Source organism: Actinoplanes sp. NPDC026619, from assembly GCF_040638295.1.
Lineage (GTDB): Bacteria > Actinomycetota > Actinomycetes > Mycobacteriales > Micromonosporaceae > Actinoplanes.
The window spans coordinates 14,654-33,566 of sequence record NZ_JBEZYA010000037.1 but is presented as its reverse complement, the minus strand read 5'-3'; the positions used below and the strand labels follow the sequence as shown (position 1 = coordinate 33,566).

Sequence of the window (18,913 nt, the reverse complement as noted above, 5' to 3'; positions counted from 1 at the left end):
TTCGTTCGCGACTGCGGGGCTCGCAAAACCGGCTCACTCCTCGCGCTCACAGAGCCGCCTTTCGTTCGCGACTGCGGGGCTCGCAAAACCGGCTCACTCCTCGCGCTCACCGCAACACCGCCGCACGGTAGGCCGGGTCGGCCGCGGCGAGCGACGCGTGGGTGCCGGTGGCGACGATCGCGCCGTCGCGCAGCATCACCACCCGGTCGGTGACCGCGAGCAGGGCCGGGCTGGTCGTGACGATCAGCGTGCCGAGCTCGGAGCCGGGGCCGTGCCGCAGGTCGCGGATGCCGCGGGCGATGGCGTGCTCGGTGACCGCGTCGACCGCGGTGGTCGGGTCGTGCAGCACCAGCAGCTTCGGCTGGGCGAGCAGGGCCCGGGCCAGGGCGACGCGTTGCCGCTGCCCGCCGGAGAGGGCCGAGCCGCGCTCGGCGATCGGATGGTCGAGCCCGTCGGGGTGGGCGCCGACCACGTCGTCGGCGGCCGAGGCGCGCAGCACCGCGCCGAGCTCGCCGCCGGCGGACAGCACGATGTTCTCCCGGATCGTGCCCGAGAACAGCTCCGGGTGGTGCGGCGCGACCAGCACGTCGGGCGAGCCGTCGTCGTAACGGGCGACGATGTCGGCGGCGTCGGTCTCGGCGACCACGCCCAGGCACTCCCCGGTGGCCGGCCGGACCGGCGGGTCACCGACCGGCGCCGACACCGGCGAGGTGCCGAGCATGTCGGCGATCCGGTCGGCGGAGGCCCGGGCGGTAGCGATCCAGCCGGGCGCGGCCGACAGCGCGCCGAACGGCTCGCTCAGGAACGCGGCCAGCCCGATCACCGTGACCAGCTCCCCCGGGCTGATCCGCCCGGTCAGCGCGAACCAGCCGGCCAGGATGGCGATGCCGCAGGCCAGCAGGGTGCTGATGGCGGTCGAGGCGGCCTGGAAGATGCCCTGGGTGCGGGCGGCCAGCAGGGTGGCGTCCAGCGATTCGCGGCTGACCTCGCGGTAGCGGGCGTCGGCGGCCTCCTGCGCGCCGATCCCGCGTAGCGGGCGCAGGCCGGTGACCAGGTCGGTGGCGAGCGACGAGGCACGCCCGGCGACCTCCTGCCGGGTGGCGACGCGCCGGGTGATGCCGGGCGCGGCGCGATGCAGGGCGATCAGCACCAGCGGGGTGCCGAGCAGGACCACGAGACCGAGGGGTACCGAGATGAGGCAGAGCCCGACCGCGCTGACCGCCGTCGCGACCAGCGCGCCGACGATCCGTGGCACGTAGTCGAGCAGGTAGGAGGCGTGGTCGGCGTCGGTCGTCGAGATGGTGAGCACGTCGCCGGTGCGCACCTCGGCCCGCGGGTCGAGCACCTTGGCCGCCACCTCGAGGCGCAGCGCGTGCGACTCGTCGGCCAGCGCCCGCATCAGCTGCCGGGCGCCGTTGCGGTAAGCGGTGGTGAGCAGCAGGAACAGCAGGCAGAGCAGCCCCACCCAGGTGATCAGCTTGGTCAGCGAGCCGGTCGCGACGGCCAGGTCCACGGTCTCGCCGATGATGATCGGCACGAACGCCTCGCACGCCTGGTGCAGCGCGATCAGCAGGCTCCCGGCGAGCAGCCGCCAGCGGTTGCGGGTGATCGCCCGCCACAGCACGCTCATGCCAGTTGCCCGGGGATCACCAGCGGTGTGCCGGCCACCGGATCGGTGATGATCACGCAGGGCAGGCCGAAGACGTCCGCGATCAGGTCGGCGGTGATCACCTCGCCGGGGTCGCCCTGCGCGACGATCCGGCCGTCCTTCATCACCACGAGGTGGTCGGCGTAGCGGGCCGCCTGGTTGAGGTCGTGCAGCACGGCGACCAGCGTGGTGCCCTGCTCGGCGTTGAGCCGCACGCACAGTTCCAGCAGCTCGATCTGGTGGGCGATGTCGAGGAACGTGGTCGGCTCGTCGAGCAGCACGATCGAGGTCTGCTGGGCGAGCACCATGGCCACCCAGACCCGCTGTCGCTGCCCGCCGGAGAGCGTGTCGACCAGTTCGCCGGAGAGGCCGGTGACGCCGGTCGCGGCCATCGCGGACACCACCGCCGCCTCGTCCGCTGCGGTCCACTGCCGGATCAGGCTCTGGTGCGGGAACCGGCCGTCGGGCACCTCGAGACTCAGGTCCGCGCTGATGATCTTCCGGTCGTACCCGACGGTGATGTCGCGCGCCGCGAGACTCACTGCTTCCTCCCCTGTCTGAGCAGCAGCCAGACGAAATAGATCCCGCCCACGGCCACGGTCACCACGCCGACCGGCAGCTGGGTGGGTGCGAACGCGTGCTGGGCGAGCCAGTCGCTGACGATCAGCAGCAACGCGCCCATCGCGGCGGCCGGTCCCAGCGCGATCCCGGGCGTGCGGGTCAGCCGCTGCGCGAGCTGCGGGGCGGACAGAGCCACGAAGGAGATCGGCCCGGCCGCCGCGGTCACCGCGGCGGTCAGGGCAACCCCGATGACGAGGTACGCGAGACGAGTGCGCTCGACGCGTACGCCGAGGGCCGCCGCCGCGTCCTCCCCCATCTCCAGCAGCGACAGCCGCGGTCCCATCGCCAGCAGCGCCACCGCGAGGACGCCGAGCACGGTCGCGGCCGGCCCGACACCACGCCAGGCCGCGTTGTTGAGGGTGCCCTGGCCCCAGATCGAGGCGGCCAGCGCCACCTGGAGATCGGCCTTGATGATGAGCCATTCGTTGGCCGAGGTGAGCACGGCGCTGACCGCGATCCCCACGATGATCAGCCGGAAGCCCTGTACGCCGCGCCGGAAGGCGAACAGGTAGACGGCGGCCGCGGTGAGCAGCCCGCCGGCGAGGGCGCCGGCCGCGGTGACGTAGTAGCCGGCCCCGACGGTCAGGGTGGTGATCAGCACCCCGGTGAGCGCGCCGGTGTTGAACCCGATCACGTCGGGGCTGCCCAGCGGGTTGCGGGTGAGCGCCTGGAAGATCGCCCCGGCGAGGCCGAGCGCCGCGCCGAGGATGAGCGCCAGCAGCACCCGCGGCAGCCGCCACTCGACCACCACCAGGTGGTCGGCGCCGGACCCGGAACCGGCCAGGGCCCGCAGGACGCCGGCCGGCGCCATGCCGACCTCGCCGGTGCCGAGCGCGAGCACGGCGACGGCCAGCGCGGCCAGCACCAGGACACCGCAGACGACCAGTGGTCGCAGCGGAAGCCGGGTGACCGGGCGCAGCACGATCGTGCGGCGGCCGAAGTCGAGACTCATCGAGTACCGACCTTGGCGCGGCGGATCCACCAGATCAAGACCGGGGCGCCGACGAACGCGGTCACGATGCCGACCGGGAGCTCACCGGGACGGATCACCACCCGGCCGACGATGTCCGCGGCGAGCAGCAGCACCGGGCCGCAGACCACCGTGTAGCCGAAGATCCAGCGCTGGTCCGGCCCGGCGAAGCCGCGCACCACGTGCGGGACCATCAGCCCGAGGAAGCCGATCGGCCCGGTCGCGGCGGTGGCCGCGCCGGTCAGCAGCATCACCGCCGCCACCGCAAGCAGCCGGGTGCGGCCGATGTTCGCGCCAAGCGTGCGGGCCAGGTCGTCGCCGAGCGAGACGGCGTTGAGCGAGCGGGCCACCAGCAGCGCCAGGATCGTGCCGGCCAGCACGAACGGCAGGATCGTGCGGGCCACGTCGAGGGGCCGGCCGGAGATCGTGCCGGCGTCCCAGAACCGCATGTAGTCGAAGGCGCGCGGGCGGATCAGCCGGATCCCGCCGGAGATGCCGTCGAGGACGGCGCCGAGCGCGATGCCAGCCAGGGTGAGCCGGATCGGGGTGGCGCCACCGCGCCCGGCCGAGCCGACCAGATAGACCAGGACCAGGGCGAACGCGACGCCGGCGAAGCCGAACCACAGGTACTGATCGATGTCGGTGCGGCCGAGGAAGCCGACCGCGAACACCATGAACAGCCCGGCGCCGGCGTTGACGCCGAGGATCTGGGTGTCGGCGAGCGGGTTGCGGGTGACCGCCTGGATGATCGCGCCGGACAGTCCGAAAGCGACACCGGCGAGGATGCCGAGAACTGTCCGTGGCACCCGCAGATCGCGCACGACGGTCTGGTCGTCGCCGGCCCCGTGATGCATGAGGGCGTCCCAGACCGTCGCCGGGCCGATCGAGCGGGCGCCGACGGCGACGCTCAGCACGCACACGGCGGCCAGGACGACGAGCCAGAGCAGGAGGATCGCGCCGCGTCTGAGCGGGCGGGCGGGCGCCGGACGCGCATCGCTCGCGGTGCGCGTCGAGACCATGACGGAAGGCTAGCCTAACCAACCCCACGCGCCCCGATCTGCATGTGGTCTAACTCTCTGTAATGTCGACCGCATTGACTCTGTGTAGTTTTTGGCTAAAGTCGGATGAGTCCGATTCACCCGATACGCCTGGTAGGGACAGTTCAAATGTCGCTCACGCTCCCGAACGTCACCACTCTCCGTAACGACACCGTCGCTGCCGACGGCGCCGCGTACCGTGACCTGGCGCCGATGATCACCCGGCAGCGACTGGTCGTCGAGGGCTACCCGACGTTCGTGATCACCGACGAGCACATCAAGGACTATCTGTCGAAGCTCTCGATCGTGACCGACATGATCACGATCATCGAGCCGGTGACCCACGTCAGCGACCTGTACGGCTGGGCCGGCTGGATCCACTGGGAGACCTCGGGCGCGCACTTCTACTCCTGGGAGCGCCCGCTCTCGTTCTTCAGCGTCGACATCTACACCTGCAAGGCGTTCGACCCGGCCAAGGTCGTCGAGTTCACCGAGCAGTACTTCCGGACCACCGAGATCGTGGCGAAGGGGTTCTGACCGTGTCGTACGACCTCGCCGAGACCGTCGTCCGGCAGCGCACCGCCGCCGCCCTGGCCGTGCACCACTCGCCCGCCCGCTTCGTCGCCCTCGCGGTCGGCGCCGCCTCCCCGATGGCCGACGTGGCCCGCGACCTCGAGCGGCAGGTCTTCGAGAGCTCGTTCGGCAACGACGCCGGCCAGATGGCCGCCGAGTACCGGCGCTACGAGGACGACAGCCTGTTCTTCATCGTGCTCGACCGCCGCACCGGGATGCCGGCCGGCGCGGCCCGGGTCATCGACGGCGGCGGCAAGACCCTCGACGACGCGCCCCGGTGCATCGACGTGTCCCTGTCCGCGATCGTCGACCTCTACAACCTGGCCAACGGCCGGATCTGGGACTTCGCCACGCTCGCCGTGCTGCCCGCCTACCGCGGCGGCCGGTCCGGCCTGGCGGTCAGCTCGCTGCTCTACCGCACCTTCCTCAATGCGGGACGGCTGGCCGGCGTACGTCATATCGTCGCCATGCTGGACCACCGCGCGCACCGCAACCTGAAGCTGATCGGTGTGCATTTCACGCCGATGGCCGGTTCCGAGCCGTTCGATTACCTCGGCTCCCCCGCGACCGAGGCGCTCTACGTGCCGTTCGCCGAGCTCATCCCGTCGATCACCCGGCAGGCCGAACGCCTGGGCCGGATCACCGGCGACTTCGACGGCGAGATCCGCGGCCGTGGCGTGCGCCGGCTGCTCACCCGCCGCATCGCGGCCCGCGTCGCCGGCCAGATCGCCACCGGCGACGGCCTCGACGAGCACATCACGCTGCCCGGCCTGGACCGCCGCCAGCTGATGCGCCGACGCTGATCACCAGCGGTTCAGCTGATCACCAGCGGTTCAGCCGGGCGGACAACACCGCCAAGGCGGCAACCCCGGCGGTCGAGGTACGCAACACCTCGCGGCCCAGCCGCACCGCGGTCGCGCCGGCCTCCTGGAACACCGCCCGTTCCGCATCGCTGATGCCGCCCTCCGGGCCCACCACCAGCACAATCTCCCCCGGCCCGATCTCCCCCGCCGGCAGCGGCGCCGCGGCCAGCCGCTCGGTCGCCTCCTCGTGCAGCACGAACGCGGCCGCCGCTCCGGCCAGCCGGGCCGCCACCTGCTTGGTCGAGCAGTCCGGATCGCCGCCGACCAGCGGCAGCCAGGATCGCCGGGCCTGTTTGGCGGCCTCCCGCGCGGTCGACGCCCACTTGTCGCGGGCCTTGAAACCGCGGTCGCCCCGCCACTGCGCCACCGACCGGGACGCCGCCCAGGGCAGGATCTCGTCCACCCCGATCTCGGTCATCGCCTGCACGGCCAGCTCGCCCCGGTCGCCCTTGGCGATCCCCTGCACCACCACGAGCCGCGGATCGGGCGCGGGCACCTGTTCCCGCCCGGTGATCGTCACCTCGACGCTGCCCCGGCCGACCGCGGTGACCTCGGCGGTCGCGCTGCCGCCCCGCCCGTCGGCGAGGATCAGCACCTCACCGGCCCGCAACCGCTGCACGGTGGCGGCGTGATGCCCCTCCGGCCCGTCGAGGGTGAAGGCGGAACCGGCAGGCAGGTCGTCGACCAGGAACAGAGGTGCGGACACCCCGGGACCATATCGCCAGCTACCCGGCGGCGGCGTCAGCTCCCTGGTGGCGGCTGGAAGCTCTGCACGATCGTGCGGAAGCGGAACACCTCGGACGGCCAGGTGCGGGCCGTCGTCTCCCAGGTGAACCGGTACAGCCGCCCGTCCGCCACGACCACCCGCTGGATGCCGTGCAGGCTGCTGCCGAAGCCGCCCGGTGTGTAGAGGTATTCCCACTCGGCGCCACCGTCGAGGGTGTCCTCGATCCGCAGCCGCCGGTAGCCGCCCCCTCCGCTGCGCGTGGTCTCGTCACTGGTCAGCGTCTCGAGGACGCTCCCCTGCGGCCCGCCCGCGATGTTGATCTCGAGGCGGGGCCGGTCGTCCGTGCCACCGGCCGACACGTCGCCGGCCGCGTTTCCCGACGCCGGCAGCTCCAGCGGCAGCATCACCCGGGAACCGCCCGGCGAGGTGTACCAGTAGTAGTCGCTCGGCGCGGACGGCAGGCTCGCCGCCGCCGGGGTCCCTGACCCGTTGTCCGGCCGGACCAGCGCGACCACGGCGATCAGCGCGACCAGCACGCCGACCAGGGTGGCCGCCACCGCGACCCGGCGGCGCCCCGGGCGGCCGGCGGGCTGACCCGGGGCCTTGGCCGGTGGCAGCGCCGGGCGGTCGGCCGGCTGGCCGGTGACCGCGCGCAACGCGTACTCGACCATGGGCGGCTCGGGCCGGTTGGCCGGGTTGCGGCGCAGCAGGGCCACGATCACCTCGGTGAGCGGCCCGGCCTGCGTCGGCGGCTCGGGGGTCTCCTCGGCCACCGCGCGCAGCGTCTCCACGGTGGTCGGCCGCACGAACGGCGGCCGGCCCTCCACCGCGTGATAGAGGGTGGCGCCCAGCGACCACAGGTCGGACTCGGGCAGCGCGATCCCGTCGAGCAGCCGCTCGGGCGCGAGGTATTTCGGCGAGCCGAGGACGATGCCGGCGCCGGCCAGGGCCCGCACCCCCTCGGCGCTGACCGCCGGGCCGAAGTCGCTGAGCATCACCCGGCCGTCGTCGGCGATCAGCACGTTGGACGGCTTCACGTCCAGGTGGAGCAGGCCGGCCCGGCGCACCGCGAGCAGTCCTTCGAGGACGGCCAGGCCGATGCCGGCGACCCGGGCCGGCGGCAGCGGGCCGGACTCGTCGAGCACCTGCTGCAGCGACCGGGACGGCACGAACTCCATCACGATCCAGGGCGCCTCGTCGTCGTGCAGCACGTCCAGCGGCCGGACCACGTTGGGGTGGTCGACCAGGGCGAACGAGCGGGCCTCGCGAGCGGTCCAGACCCGGAACACGTCCTGCTCGTCGGGGGTCAGCCCGTCCGGCAGCGTGCACCTCTTGATCGCCACCGGCGCGTCGTCGGCCTCGTCATGAGCGAGAAAGACGCGGCTCATCCCGCCTTCGCCGATCGGGTGCAGCACCCGGTAACGCCCGGCGACGAGTTGCCCCACCGTCACCATGCAAGCCACCCCGAACATCCACGACTGTCACCCGCCACCCGGACGGTAACGCATGGACGCATCGTGCGGGAGAAGTCGCTCTCCGGGCTCGCGCCGGTTGACGGCCGGGCGTAGGGTCGGCGGCGAATCATTGATCCAGCACACATTCTGATCCGTAAACCCTTAGATCCAAATGGCGATGACATGCGGATACGCGGCCGAGGTCTCATGCATGGTCAGCTCTGGCGGGTGTTGCCGCTGCTCTGCGCCGGCCTGCTCTTCCTGGCGCCCTCGACCCCACCGGTGGTGGCCGCGCAGACCGCTCCGGCGCCGGCCGATCTCGCCATCCGGTTCGAGGCTCTGCTGGGCCAGCACTCGGTGCTCGCCGCCGACCTGATGCGCAGCCGGATCCGGGGCGACGACGACTTCGTGCAGGCCGCGAACGCTGCGCTGGGCCGCAACACCACCGACATGAGCACCCTGGTCGGGCAGCTTTTCGGCAAGCCCGCGGCGGACCGGTTCGGTCCGATGTGGTCGGAGCACATCGTGGAGCTGTTCGCCTACGCGGGCGCCCTCGCCGGCCGGGACGAGACCGCCAAGGGCAACGCCATGGAGGAGCTGACGGAGTACGAGGAGGCGCTCGGCGACTTCTTCGCGGGCGCCTCGCAGGGACGGCTCAGCCAGGCGGCCGCCCGTGCGGCGGTCGTCGAGCATGTCGGACATCTGACAGGGCAGGCCGACGCGTACGCGGCCGGCAACTACGCCGCCGCCGACGACCTCTACCGGATGGGCTACCAGCACACGTACGACCTCGGGCTCACCCTGGCCGGCACGCTGCTGCCGCCCGCCGACGCGGCCACCCTGCGCGAGCCGCTGTGGCGGCTGCGGTCGCAGCTGGGCAAGCTGCTCGCCGAGCACGCCGTGCTGATCGAGGACCTGACCCGGGCGGCCGTGACGAACACGCCCGACTTCACCGCCTCCGGCGACATGATCAACGGCAACACCCGGGACCTCGCCGCCGCGATGGACACGCTGTTCGGCGCGGCCGCGGCGAAGCAGTTCCAGTCGATCTGGGGCGACCACGTCGAGCAGTTGGTGGCCTACGCCCAGGCCGGCGGCGATCAGGCGAAGAAGGATGCGGCCGCGGCCGCGATGACCGGGATCGAGCAGCGGCTCGGCGAGTTCCTGGCCGGCGCGACCGGCAAGCGCGTCGCCCCGGCCGAGCTCACGGCGGCGATCCGCAAGCACGACATGATGCTGATGCGCCACGCCGACGCGTACGCGGGCAAGGACTACGCCACCGCGCACGACGTCGCCTACGAGACGTACCAGGAGATGTTCGACCTGGCCCGGACGCTGGCCGACGCGTTCGGGGCGAACGTGGCCGCGCGGCTGCCCAAGGGCGGCGCCCAGACCGGGTACGGCGGCATGGCCTCGGTCGTGTCGTCCTTCGCCACACCGGGCCGCTGATGTCGCCGCACGCCCGCCTTCCGGCTCTGGCCACGCTCGCCGTGGCCCTGCTCGCCGTCCTGGGTCTCCCGGACCCGGCGCCGCGGGCGGCGAAGGCAGCGGCGCCGGCGGCGGCCGGTCCGCAGGTCGTGTTCCACTCCGATCGCACCTACGACGCGGTGGCGGCGCCGGTCCGGCTGCGCATCCCGGCCCTCGGCGTGGACAGCAAGGTGCAACAGCTCGGCCTGCAGCCGGACGGCACGATCGCGGTGCCCGACCGCACCGACGTGGCCGGCTGGTTCGCCCCCGGCGCCCGCCCCGGCCAGCCCGGCCCGGCGGTGATCCTCGGCCACGTCGACTCGACCGGCGGCCCGGGCATCTTCATCCGGCTAGCCACCGTGCGCCCCGGCGCCACCGTCCGGGTCGACCGGTCCGACGGCACCTCGGCCACGTTCCGGATCACCAAGGTGTCCCGGGTGCCGAAGGTGCGGTTCCCCACCGACCTCGTCTACGCGCCCACCCTCGACCCCACGCTCCGGCTGGTCACCTGCGGCGGCAGCTTCGACCGGACCCGCGGCAGCTACCGGGACAATGTCATCGCCTTCGCCGACCTGGCATAGGCCCGCCGCCATGGCCAAGCCACCCCGGCACAACGTCGCGGCCCCCGCAGCGCTGCCCAAGCACGGCATCGCGGCCATCGCCACGCCATCCCGGCACCACGCCGCCGCGTCCGCGACGCTGCCCCGGCATCACGCCGTCTCCGCCGTGCCGCCCTGGCGCCGGGCCGGGGCCGGGGTCGCTCTGGCCGTGGCCGCGCTGATGGGCGCCGTCTCGTCGGCGCTGATCGGCGCGGGGCCGGCGGCGGCCGCGCCGGCGCAGCCGCTGCCGATCGACGGGGTGCTCTCGACCGGTGGCGACACCACGATGGTGATCGACCTGGCCGATCTCGCCGAGGCCGACCGGCGCACCGCCCAGGTCGGCGTGAACGGGCACCGCGTCGACGCCGACCTGATCCCGGTGATGTCCGAGGGCCTGGCCGTGTCGCTGGTGGTGGACGCCTCGGCGGCCGGGGCCGGCACGCTGCCGGCCTGGCTGAGCGCGGCCGCCCGCTTCATCCTCGAAGCGCCGGCCGGCACCGAGTCGGTGGTCGTCCCGGACCGCTCGCCGGCCACCCCGCTCACTGAACCGCAGCGCGGCCCGTCCGGTGTGGTGCAGGCCCTGACCGCGGTGCGGGCCGGCGGCGAACGCGACACCGCTGCCGCGCTCGACCTGGCCCGCGACCAGTTCCCGCAGGCCGCGGCGGGCCGGCGGGTGGTCGTGATGTACACCTCCGCGCCGGCGATCGGCGACCAGCCCGCCGCCGGCATCGCCCGCCGGTTCCGCGCCACCGGCACCCTGCTGGTCGTGGTCGGCCCGGCCTCGATCGGCAGTTACTGGTCGGAGGCGGCCGCGGCCACCGGCGGGTTCTTCGCCCCGGTCGGCGAACCGGTCGTGGCGCCCGCCCTCGATCAGGTCGAGTCCACGCTCCGCGACCGCTACCTGGTCCGTTTCCACACCCCGGCGAAGCTGCCGGCCCGGGTCTCGGTCAGCGTCGGCTCGCTGACCGCCGACACCGAGCTGCCCGGACCGGGCGACTCCCACCAGTTTCTGCGCACGCTGCTGATCGCGGTGGCCGCGGCCGTGCTGGTCGCGGGCGCGGTGGCGCTGATCGCCCGCCGCCGCCCTCGCCCACCGACCGGGCCGCCCGGCCTGACCAGCGTCTTCATCGGACGGGCGAAGGTGCCCGGATCCCGTGGCCGGGCTCAGGTCCCGTGGTCATGATTCGTCGGCGTCGGCCTCCCGCTGGCGGCGGGAGGACTCGCGCACCCGGGACAGAGCCGAGTCCCACTCGTCCGGCGGAGCGTCCACGGCCCGGCCGCCGGTGAAGAAGTCACCGTGTGAGATCACCGCGTAGGCCAGAGCGACGAACGCGGCCAGTGACAGGATCACCTGCAGGCCCTGCGCGATGTCCTCGGCCCACGAATACCACCCCGGATAGAGCAGGGCCTTCACCTGCGGGATGTGGTCGCCGATCACCGAGCCGTTGAGCTTGGCGTAATAGTCCGCCAGGGTGTGCGACTCGGTCGAGTCGGCGCCCACCCCGATCAGCCCGGCCAGAGCCGCCACGGCGCCGGCGGCCAGCGCCCAGGTGCGCGCCCAGAGCCGGCCACGCAGCAGCCAGATGCCGAGCGACGCATACGCCAGGCAGAAGAGGCCCAGGATGATCAGCTCGATCGCGCCCTCGCGCGTGCGGAGCAGGGCCGGTGGCTCGATGCCGAACTCGTTGTTGATGCTGTCGAGCAGCGCGAGCAGGCGTTTCGACCCGTCGCTGCCCCACCATTGCACTTCCAGAATGCCGACGATCAGGAGCAGCAGCCCGGCCGGCGCCAATGCCAGCGTCAGCCAGGCCGCCACACGCACGACGCGCGGCTTGTCGGTCCCCGTCATGCCGGGGATGCTAACCCCGCCGTACGACAGACTTCATCCCCAATTCTGCGGAGCGGGCTGCTTGGTCGCGGCGTTGATCCGATTGAAGAAGTTCGTCGTCGCGATCCACAGCACGATGGCCGCGAGCTGCTTGGTGTCGAAGTGCGCGGCCGCGGCGTCCCAGATGTCGTCCGGCACCGGGTCGGGCCGGTCCGCCAGCCGGGTGGCCGCCTCGGCGAGCGCGAGAGCGGCCCGTTCGGCCTCGGTGAAATACGGCGTCTCCCGCCATACCGCCACCGCGTACAGCCGCTCCTCGGTCTCGCCGTTCTTGCGGGCGTTGCGGGCGCCCGAATCGACGCACGGGCTGCACCCGTTGATCTGGCTGGCCCGCAGGTGGACCAGCTCCAGCGTGGCCGGCTCGACGCCGGCCGAGTGGGCCTCCTTGTAGAGCAGGTTGATCGCCTTCACGGACTCCGGCAGCAGGTACGCCGGGTTCTCGATCCGAGCCTGCATGATGTTCTCCCTCCGGCGCCGTCACATCGGCGCGTTCTCGTTCGTCACAGAACCGACGGACCCAGGAAGGCGAATGTGACCAATGTGGCGTAACACACAAAGCGACCAACTCGCGGCACGCTTCGAGGAGAACCGGCCCCGGCTGCGCGCGGTGGCGATCCGGATGCTCGGCTCACCGGCCGAGGCCGACGACGCGGTGCAGGAGGCGTGGCTGCGGCTCAGCCGGGCGGGCACCGGAGTGGACAACCTCGCCGCGTGGCTGACCACGGTGGTCGGCCGGGTCTGCCTGGACATGCTGCGGCAGCGCACGGCGCGGCGCGAGGACGAGTACGCCACCGAGCCGCCGGCCGCCGAGGCCGGCCCGGAGCAGGAGGCGCTGCTGGCCGACTCGGTCGGGCTGGCGCTGCTGGTCGTCCTGGAAACCCTGAGCCCGGCCGAGCGGCTCGCGTTCGTGCTGCACGACCTGTTCGGCGTCCCGTTCGAGGAGATCGCCCCGATCGTCGGCCGCTCCCCCGACGCGGCCCGCCAACTGGCCAGCCGGGCGCGCCGCCGGGTCCGGGCCGGGTCGGACACCGAAGCCTCGGCGGACCGGGCGGTGGTCGACGCGTTCCTGGCCGCGTCGCGCGGCGGCGAGCTGGGCACGCTGCTGACCCTGCTCGACCCGGACGTCGAGATGCGGGTCAACGAGGTGGTCGAGACCCGGGGCGCCGACGCGGTGGCGGCGTTCTACTCCGGTCGCGCACAGGTCGCTCGAGCGGCGCTGATCGACGGCGCGCTCGGATTCGCGGTGATCGTCGAGGGCCGGCTGCGGGTGGCCGTCCGGATCGGCATCAGCCACGGCCGGATCACGTCGATGGACGCCACCACCAGCCCGGAGGAGCTGGCCGAGCTGGTGGTCGAGCCACTGTGAGCCGGCCGCCCGGCGGGCCGGCTCAGAAGACCAGGACGATTCGGCCGTCGGTGTCGCCGGCCGCCTGGCGCGACCAGGCCTCCTCGACCGAGCCGAACGGCACCACCTCGTGCGTCACGGTGAGCCGGCCGGCGGCCGCGAACGACGCCACCTCGGTGAGCGACTCGGCCCGCTGCGCCGACGACAGCGCGTTGTTGGTGTAGCCGTGCACGTGCAACGAACCGCTGCGCAGCGTCGCCGAGTCGATCGGCGCGGTCGGCGACGCCGAGCTGCCCAGGTTGATCAGCCGGCCGCCGGGCCGCAGCACGCGCAGCGCGGCCGCGGCCGGCACCCCGAACACCGGGTCGAGCACCAGGTCGACCGGGCCGGCCGCGGCCCGCAGCCGGTCGGCGAGCGACGCCGGATCGTCGTCCGGCAGCAGCGCGACGGCTTCCTCGGCGCCGAACCGGAGCGCCTGCTCGCGGGCGCGCGGCGAGCGGCACACGGCGATCACCCGGCCGGCGCCGCAGAGCCGAGCCAACTGGAGCGCGGCCTGGCCGACCACCCCACCGGCGCCGAGCACCACCACGGTCTCGCCGGGGGTGAGCCCGCCGGTGCGGGTCAGCGCCGAGTGCGCGGCCACCGCGGAGAGGCCGAGCGCCGCGATCAGCGGCAACGGCACGCCGTGCGGCAGCGGCACCACGTCGGCGTGCGGCACCGCGACGACCGCGGTCATGCTGCCGTCACCCGGCCGCATCCCGGCCGAGGTCGCGAACCACACCGGCGTGCCGTCCTCGCGGTAGCCGACCCCCTGAACACCCGGCACGTACGGCGTGGCCGGCGTCCCGAAATAGCTGGTGCCGGAGGCACACAGCAGGTCCAGCGGGGTGATCGGCGCCGCCGCCACGGTGATCAGCACCTCGCCGGCGCCCGGCACCGGCGGCCGCCGCTTCTCCAGCGACGGTGGCCGGCCGCAGACGCGCAGCACGGCCGCGGGGATCATGTCGCGATGTCCGGGTACGGCATCGAGAAATGGGCCATCCGCGCGCCGTACGCCTTCTGGTATTCGAGGGGTTCGGTGTTGTCCCGTTCGAACATCGCGATGTAGAGCGTCAGCGTGAGAAACGGATGCGCGCCCAGCTCGAAGAGCTTGCAGTGATCATGGTCGATCAAAGCCGCCCGCTCCTCGTCGGTGAAGGACAGCCAGGTGGAGGCCTCGTCGGTGATGCAGTTGAGCAGCGCGTTGGCCGTGTTCGCCTCCCACCACGTGACCAGCTCGTGCGGCTCGGACCGATAGCGCTCGACGAGGGAAGGATCGCGGTCCACGGTGAACAGGAACTTGTTCAGCAGATACTTGCTCACGCCGGAACTCCGTTCGGGTACCAGGTGAAGTACGCCTCCATGGTGTGGAACAGGTCGAGCGTGTCCACGTAGTCGGCCTTCGCGCCGGCCCCGGCCACGCCCATCATCAGCATGAAGTCCATGAAGCCGTGGGTCGCGTTGCCCGGCGCGTGCAGGCTGTCCAGGGACACCTCACGCAGGCAGTTGTCGAGGTCACCGGTGGCGATCCACTCGACCGCCCGGCGGTCGAACTCCGGGTCCGGCCCGTGCGGCCCGAACTGCCGCGGCCCACCCAGCTCGAGGGAGAGGTGGCCGGTGCCGATCACGGCCACCCGCAGGTGCGACGGCCACTGTTCGACGATGCGGCGGATCGCCTCACCGAGGGCCACGAACCGGGACGGCTGCGGCAGCGGCGGCGCGAAGATGTTGGTGTAGATCGGCACGATCGGCAGGTCCGCCTCGGGCCGCAGCGTGATGATCGGGCAGGTGACGCTGTGGTCGATCCGCAGCTCGTTGCTGAACGCCAGGTCGAAACCGGCGTCGAGCCCGGCCCGCAGGATGTGCGCGGACAGATCTTCGTGGCCCTTGAGCAGCATCTTCGGCAGGCCGAACTCGCGCTCCTCGTTGTACCAGTTGGCGTCGTAGAACGGCGCCTTGCCCACCAGGAACTGCGGCATGTTGTCCAGCCACAGCTGGTGGAAGTGGTCGGAGCCGACCATCACGAGGACGTCCGGGTTCGCCTTGGTGAGCGTCTCCCGGAAGGCGGTGATCTTCCGGACCCACTCGTCGGCGAACGGCGGCCGGTCCTCGCCGGTGGCCGTGCTGGCCTGGTAGTAAAAGGGGTGATGGGTGGAGGCGATGACCGCGACGATGCTGGCCATAGTCAGTCCTCTCGGGGTTCGTAGACGGCGTTGCGATCGACGGTGAGATAGATGTCGTTGGCGATCGGCCGGCGGCGTTCCTCGGCCAGTTGCCCGAGCAGTCCGGCCGCCCGCGCCAGCAGGGCGAACCCGCGCAGCAGGTCGGTCGGCAGACCCAGGTCGGCCAGGGCGGCGCCGCAGACGCCGGCGCCGTTGAGCGGCAGCTTCTTGCCGAGCACCTGCGGATGCACCCGCCCGATCGCCTCGAACAGCCGCAGGTGCGGGCCGCGCAGGCCCTCCTCCTCGGCGATCGCGATCAGCACCGGGGTGCGCGGGTCCTGCTCCTTGTGCACCGGGTGGCCGAGGCCGGGGATGAACTTCTTCTGCTCCCGGGCCTTCTTGACGGCTTCGAGCGCGATGACGTCGTAGTCGCGCTCGGTGCCCGCCTCGACCAGGGTCTCGGCGAGGAACCGGCCGCAGTCCTCGGTCACCCCGAGGAACCGGGAGCCGCCGCCGAGAAGACCGGCGGCGAGAGCTCCCTGCAGCGAATCAGGAGCTGAGAGGTACGTCAGTCGCGCCGCGATCGCGGTCGGGGTGAAGCCGTGATCGGCCAGGGCGACCAGCACGGCCTCGAACAGCCGCACCTCCGAAGGCGACGGCCGGCGCCCGGCGACCAGCCAGAACGCCAGCTCGCCGAAGCCCACCTTGCCCATCAGATCGGCGGCGAGATCCTTGCCGAGCAGCGAGATCGTCTCGGGGGTGGAGGTGCCCAAGCCGGTCGGGAATCTCAGTTCTTCAGCCACGCGCGGATCTCCTCGCCGTGCTCGTCCAGACCGGGCGGCGGCAACTCGTACGCCGCCGGGGTCTCGGAAAACGTGATCGGGTTGCGGACCGCCGGCACGCCACCCGCGTCGATCACCGGGTTCAGGCCCAGCTCCTGCGCCAGGGCCACGCCGCCGTCGATCGTGTTGATCGGCGCGCACGGCACACCGACCGCCATCAGGTCGCGGAACCAGTCGTCCTTGCCGCGCTTGCCGAGCCGCTCCACCAGAATCGGCCGCAGCTCCTCCCGGTTCGCCGTACGGTCCTGATTACGCCCGAAACGCGGGTCGTCCGGCAGCTCCGGCAGGTCGAGCACCTGGCACAGCTTGCGGAACTGGCCGTCGTTGCCGGCGATCACGATCAGCTCACCGTCCGCACACGGCAGCGGCTCGTACGGGAAGAGGCTGGGGTGCGCGTTGCCCATCCGGAACGGGATCGTGCCGCCGGCCACGAACCCGCTCGAGTGGTTGACCAGGCCGGACAGCGCCGAGCTGAGCAGGTTGACCTCGATGTGCTGGCCGCGGCCGGTCTCGCCGCGATGCCGCAGCGCGGCCAGGATGCCGATGGTGGCGTGCATGCCGGCCATCACGTCGAAGACCGAGATGCCGGCCCGATAGGGCGGCCCGTCCGGATCGCCGGTGAGGCTCATCAGCCCGGAAATCGCCTGAACCATCAGGTCGTACCCGGGAAGATCCGCCCCTGCGCCCGAGCCGAAGCCGCTGATACTCGCGTACACCAGCCGGGGGTTGATCTTGGAAAGCGAATGGAAATCGAGCCCGAAGCGGGCCAGACCGCCCGGCTTGAAGTTCTCGATCATGATGTCGGCCCGGCCGGCGAGCGAGCGCGCCACGGCCTGATCGTCCGGATCCTTCAGGTTCAGGGCGATGGACCGCTTGTTGCGGTTGATGCCCAGGTAATAGGTCGAGACGCCGTCGCGCACCGGTGGCATCCAGGTGCGGGTGTCGTCGCCGCCCGGCCCCTCCACCTTGATCACCTGCGCGCCGAGGTCGGCGAGCAGCATCGTCGCGTACGGACCGGCCAGGATTCGGGAGAAATCCGCCACCAGCAATCCGTGCAGAGGGCCCTGCGTCATCATCACCGCCCGTTCTACGGACACATGTCCGCCTCGCAAGGTTCCGCCATCACAGGGGGCCTGTCAATGGGCGGTTGATCTGGTCGAAACATTCTATTGACGGTGCAAGTGACCGGGAGCACACTGGCTCCACTCGCCCTGCCCGCTGAGCGGACAGTGGTCCGGAAACTGAAAGACCGAAAATCGGAAAGGATGGGCGATGAGCGACAGCGACCGGCCGGTGGTTCTCCGCAACGGCCTCGTTTTGACCATGGACGACTCGCATACGGTCCTCGAAGGCGCCGACGTGCTGGTCGTCGGCGACCGGATCGCCGAGGTCGGGCACCATCTGACCGCGCCCGACGACGCCCTCGAGATCGACGCGACCGGTGGAATCATCATGCCCGGCATGGTGGACACGCACCGGCACATGTGGCAGACCGCCATGCGTGGGTACGGCGCCGACTGGACCCTCACGCAGTACTTCGTCTGGTACTACCTCGAGTCCGGCAAGCTGTTCCGCCCCGAGGACGTGCACGCCGGCAACCTGCTCGGCGCGATCGAGGCCATCGACTCCGGCGTCACCACCACCGTCGACTGGTCGCACGGCCTGCAGACCGTCGACCACGCCGACGCCGCGGTCGACGCGCTCGAGGCGGTGCCCGGCCGGTTCGTCCTCGGCTACGGCAACATCCAGCAGGGCCCGTGGGAGTGGTCGACCTCAGATGCGTTCCGCGACTTCTACCGCCGCCGCATCGACGGCGGCAAGCTGGCCGGCTTCCAGCTCGCCTTCGACGTGCCCGGCGACCCCGCCTTCCCGGAGAAGGCCGCCTTCGAGGTCGCCCGTGACCTGGGCGTCAAGGTCACCACGCACGCCGGCGTCTGGGGCGCCACCAACGACGACGGCATCCGGCTGATGTACGAGAACGGCTTCATGACCCCCGGCACCGTCTACGTGCACGCGGCCACCCTCAGCAGCGACTCCTACCACCGCATCGCCGCCACCGGCGGCTCGGTGAGCGTCTCCACCGAGAGCGAGCAGAGCGCCGGCCAGGGCTACCCGCCCACCTGGACGCTGCGCAAGCACGACATCCCGGTGTCGCTGTCGATGGACACCAGCGTGTGGTGGAGCGGCGACCTGTTCTCGGCGATGCGCACCACGCTCTCCGCCGACCGGTCCCGCGAGCACCTGGAGGCGCACGGCGCCAAGGAGACCGTCACCCACCACCACCTGCGCGCCGAGCAGGTCGTCGACTGGGCCACCCGGGGCGGCGCCAAGGCCCTCGGGATGGACTCGGAGATCGGCGCGCTCACCCCCGGCCGCAAGGCCGACGTCGTGCTGATCAAGAACGACGACTCGCCCGCCATGTTCCCGGTGCTACACCCCTACGGCCACGTCGTCTACCAGGCGCAGCGCGGCGACGTGCACACCGTGCTGATCGGCGGCAAGGTCGTCAAGCAGGACGGCAAGCTGGTCGGCGGCGATCTGGCCGGCGCCCGCGCGAAGGTCGGCACCACGGTCGACTACCTGCGCGAGACCATGGGCGAGGACCTCTGGAAGCGCGGCATGAACCCGGAGATCCCCGAGTCGCGGATCTTGCACAACCCCTATCAGTACACGAAGTAATC

General features: G+C 72.0%; 19 protein-coding genes and 1 pseudogene. 7 read left to right on the top strand and 13 right to left on the bottom strand.

Translation table 11 applies throughout. The features are described 5' to 3' along the window. Nucleotides 1-106 precede the first annotated feature (106 nt). From AB0E90_RS45465 to AB0E90_RS45450, 4 genes and pseudogenes are all read right to left on the bottom strand, one after another. Nucleotides 107-1,630 (bottom strand): ABC transporter ATP-binding protein, encoded by a 1,524-nt coding sequence (locus tag AB0E90_RS45465; RefSeq protein ID WP_360418801.1) that lies wholly within the window; start codon nt 1,628-1,630, stop codon nt 107-109. Further along, nucleotides 1,627-2,109: pseudogene (locus tag AB0E90_RS45460) on the bottom strand (ABC transporter ATP-binding protein); the annotation flags it as partial. The pseudogene AB0E90_RS45460 and the gene AB0E90_RS45465, both read right to left, overlap by 4 nt. Nucleotides 2,110-2,186: 77 nt before the next feature. Beyond that, complete coding sequence (locus AB0E90_RS45455) at nt 2,187-3,221, bottom strand: iron chelate uptake ABC transporter family permease subunit (RefSeq protein ID WP_360418799.1); 1,035 nt, start codon at nt 3,219-3,221, stop codon at nt 2,187-2,189. Further along, nucleotides 3,218-4,258 (bottom strand): iron chelate uptake ABC transporter family permease subunit, encoded by a 1,041-nt coding sequence (locus AB0E90_RS45450; protein ID WP_360418797.1) that lies wholly within the window; start codon nt 4,256-4,258, stop codon nt 3,218-3,220. The genes AB0E90_RS45455 and AB0E90_RS45450 overlap by 4 nt, the downstream gene beginning before the upstream one ends. A 147-nt stretch (nt 4,259-4,405) precedes the next feature. Between AB0E90_RS45450 and AB0E90_RS45445 the strand changes: the two genes are divergently transcribed. Beyond that, a complete protein-coding gene (locus AB0E90_RS45445; RefSeq protein WP_360418795.1) occupies nt 4,406-4,813 on the top strand; it encodes an S-adenosylmethionine decarboxylase in 408 nt (135 codons plus the stop codon). A 2-nt stretch (nt 4,814-4,815) separates the two neighbouring features. Next, nucleotides 4,816-5,652: a hypothetical protein gene (locus AB0E90_RS45440; RefSeq protein ID WP_360418794.1), complete on the top strand. Its 837-nt coding sequence runs from the start codon at nt 4,816-4,818 to the stop codon at nt 5,650-5,652. A 19-nt stretch (nt 5,653-5,671) separates the two neighbouring features. Here AB0E90_RS45440 and AB0E90_RS45435 read toward each other — a convergent pair whose 3' ends face one another. Together AB0E90_RS45435 and AB0E90_RS45430 are read right to left on the bottom strand one after the other, a co-directional pair. Beyond that, nucleotides 5,672-6,418 carry a 16S rRNA (uracil(1498)-N(3))-methyltransferase gene (locus AB0E90_RS45435; protein WP_360418793.1) on the bottom strand — a complete coding sequence of 249 codons (747 nt, stop codon included), beginning with the start codon at nt 6,416-6,418 and terminating at the stop codon, nt 5,672-5,674. A gap of 35 nt (nt 6,419-6,453) precedes the next feature. Next, nucleotides 6,454-7,893, bottom strand: coding sequence for a protein kinase (locus AB0E90_RS45430; protein ID WP_360418791.1), 1,440 nt, complete (start codon nt 7,891-7,893; stop codon nt 6,454-6,456). 207 nt (nt 7,894-8,100) lie between these two features. Here AB0E90_RS45430 and AB0E90_RS45425 point away from each other — a divergent pair, with 207 nt between their 5' ends. The 3 genes from AB0E90_RS45425 to AB0E90_RS45415 are packed head-to-tail and all read left to right on the top strand — an operon-like array spanning nt 8,101 to nt 11,142. After that, on the top strand, nt 8,101-9,342 hold the full coding sequence (locus tag AB0E90_RS45425; RefSeq protein WP_360418789.1) for a hypothetical protein: 1,242 nt from the start codon (nt 8,101-8,103) through the stop codon (nt 9,340-9,342). Then, on the top strand, nt 9,342-9,941 hold the full coding sequence (locus tag AB0E90_RS45420) for a class F sortase (protein WP_360418787.1): 600 nt from the start codon (nt 9,342-9,344) through the stop codon (nt 9,939-9,941). The genes AB0E90_RS45425 and AB0E90_RS45420 overlap by 1 nt, the downstream gene beginning before the upstream one ends. Nucleotides 9,942-9,951: 10 nt before the next feature. Beyond that, complete coding sequence (locus AB0E90_RS45415) at nt 9,952-11,142, top strand: hypothetical protein (RefSeq protein ID WP_360418785.1); 1,191 nt, start codon at nt 9,952-9,954, stop codon at nt 11,140-11,142. On the opposite strand, the gene AB0E90_RS45410 is transcribed toward AB0E90_RS45415, so the two are convergent. Further along, on the bottom strand, nt 11,137-11,808 hold the full coding sequence (locus AB0E90_RS45410) for a hypothetical protein (protein WP_360418783.1): 672 nt from the start codon (nt 11,806-11,808) through the stop codon (nt 11,137-11,139). The genes AB0E90_RS45415 and AB0E90_RS45410 overlap by 6 nt on opposite strands. Nucleotides 11,809-11,841: 33 nt before the next feature. Next, nucleotides 11,842-12,300, bottom strand: a complete 459-nt coding sequence (locus tag AB0E90_RS45405; protein ID WP_360418781.1) for a carboxymuconolactone decarboxylase family protein — start codon at nt 12,298-12,300, stop codon at nt 11,842-11,844. Nucleotides 12,301-12,382: 82 nt separating this feature from the next. Between AB0E90_RS45405 and AB0E90_RS45400 the strand changes: the two genes are divergently transcribed. Continuing rightward, nucleotides 12,383-13,210 (top strand): sigma-70 family RNA polymerase sigma factor, encoded by an 828-nt coding sequence (locus tag AB0E90_RS45400; protein ID WP_360418779.1) that lies wholly within the window; start codon nt 12,383-12,385, stop codon nt 13,208-13,210. Between the two features lie 22 nt (nt 13,211-13,232). Here AB0E90_RS45400 and AB0E90_RS45395 read toward each other — a convergent pair whose 3' ends face one another. From AB0E90_RS45395 to AB0E90_RS45375, 5 genes are read right to left on the bottom strand one after another with little or no spacing between them, the layout of a single operon-like run. Beyond that, nucleotides 13,233-14,192, bottom strand: a complete 960-nt coding sequence (locus AB0E90_RS45395) for a zinc-binding dehydrogenase (RefSeq protein ID WP_360418777.1) — start codon at nt 14,190-14,192, stop codon at nt 13,233-13,235. Beyond that, a complete protein-coding gene (locus tag AB0E90_RS45390) occupies nt 14,189-14,551 on the bottom strand; it encodes a hypothetical protein (protein ID WP_360418775.1) in 363 nt (120 codons plus the stop codon). Before AB0E90_RS45390 ends, AB0E90_RS45395 begins: the two co-directional genes overlap by 4 nt. Then, nucleotides 14,548-15,411 (bottom strand): extradiol ring-cleavage dioxygenase, encoded by an 864-nt coding sequence (locus AB0E90_RS45385; RefSeq protein WP_360418773.1) that lies wholly within the window; start codon nt 15,409-15,411, stop codon nt 14,548-14,550. The genes AB0E90_RS45390 and AB0E90_RS45385 overlap by 4 nt, the downstream gene beginning before the upstream one ends. Before the next feature lie 2 nt (nt 15,412-15,413). Further along, nucleotides 15,414-16,193: a citryl-CoA lyase gene (locus AB0E90_RS45380; protein WP_360418771.1), complete on the bottom strand. Its 780-nt coding sequence runs from the start codon at nt 16,191-16,193 to the stop codon at nt 15,414-15,416. Continuing rightward, entirely contained in the window at nt 16,178-17,329 is a 1,152-nt protein-coding gene (locus tag AB0E90_RS45375; RefSeq protein ID WP_360418769.1) for a CoA transferase, read from the bottom strand. Before AB0E90_RS45375 ends, AB0E90_RS45380 begins: the two co-directional genes overlap by 16 nt. A gap of 175 nt (nt 17,330-17,504) precedes the next feature. On the opposite strand from AB0E90_RS45375, the gene AB0E90_RS45370 reads away from it, so the two are divergent. Further along, nucleotides 17,505-18,911: an amidohydrolase family protein gene (locus tag AB0E90_RS45370; RefSeq protein ID WP_360418766.1), complete on the top strand. Its 1,407-nt coding sequence runs from the start codon at nt 17,505-17,507 to the stop codon at nt 18,909-18,911. Nucleotides 18,912-18,913 lie beyond the last annotated feature (2 nt).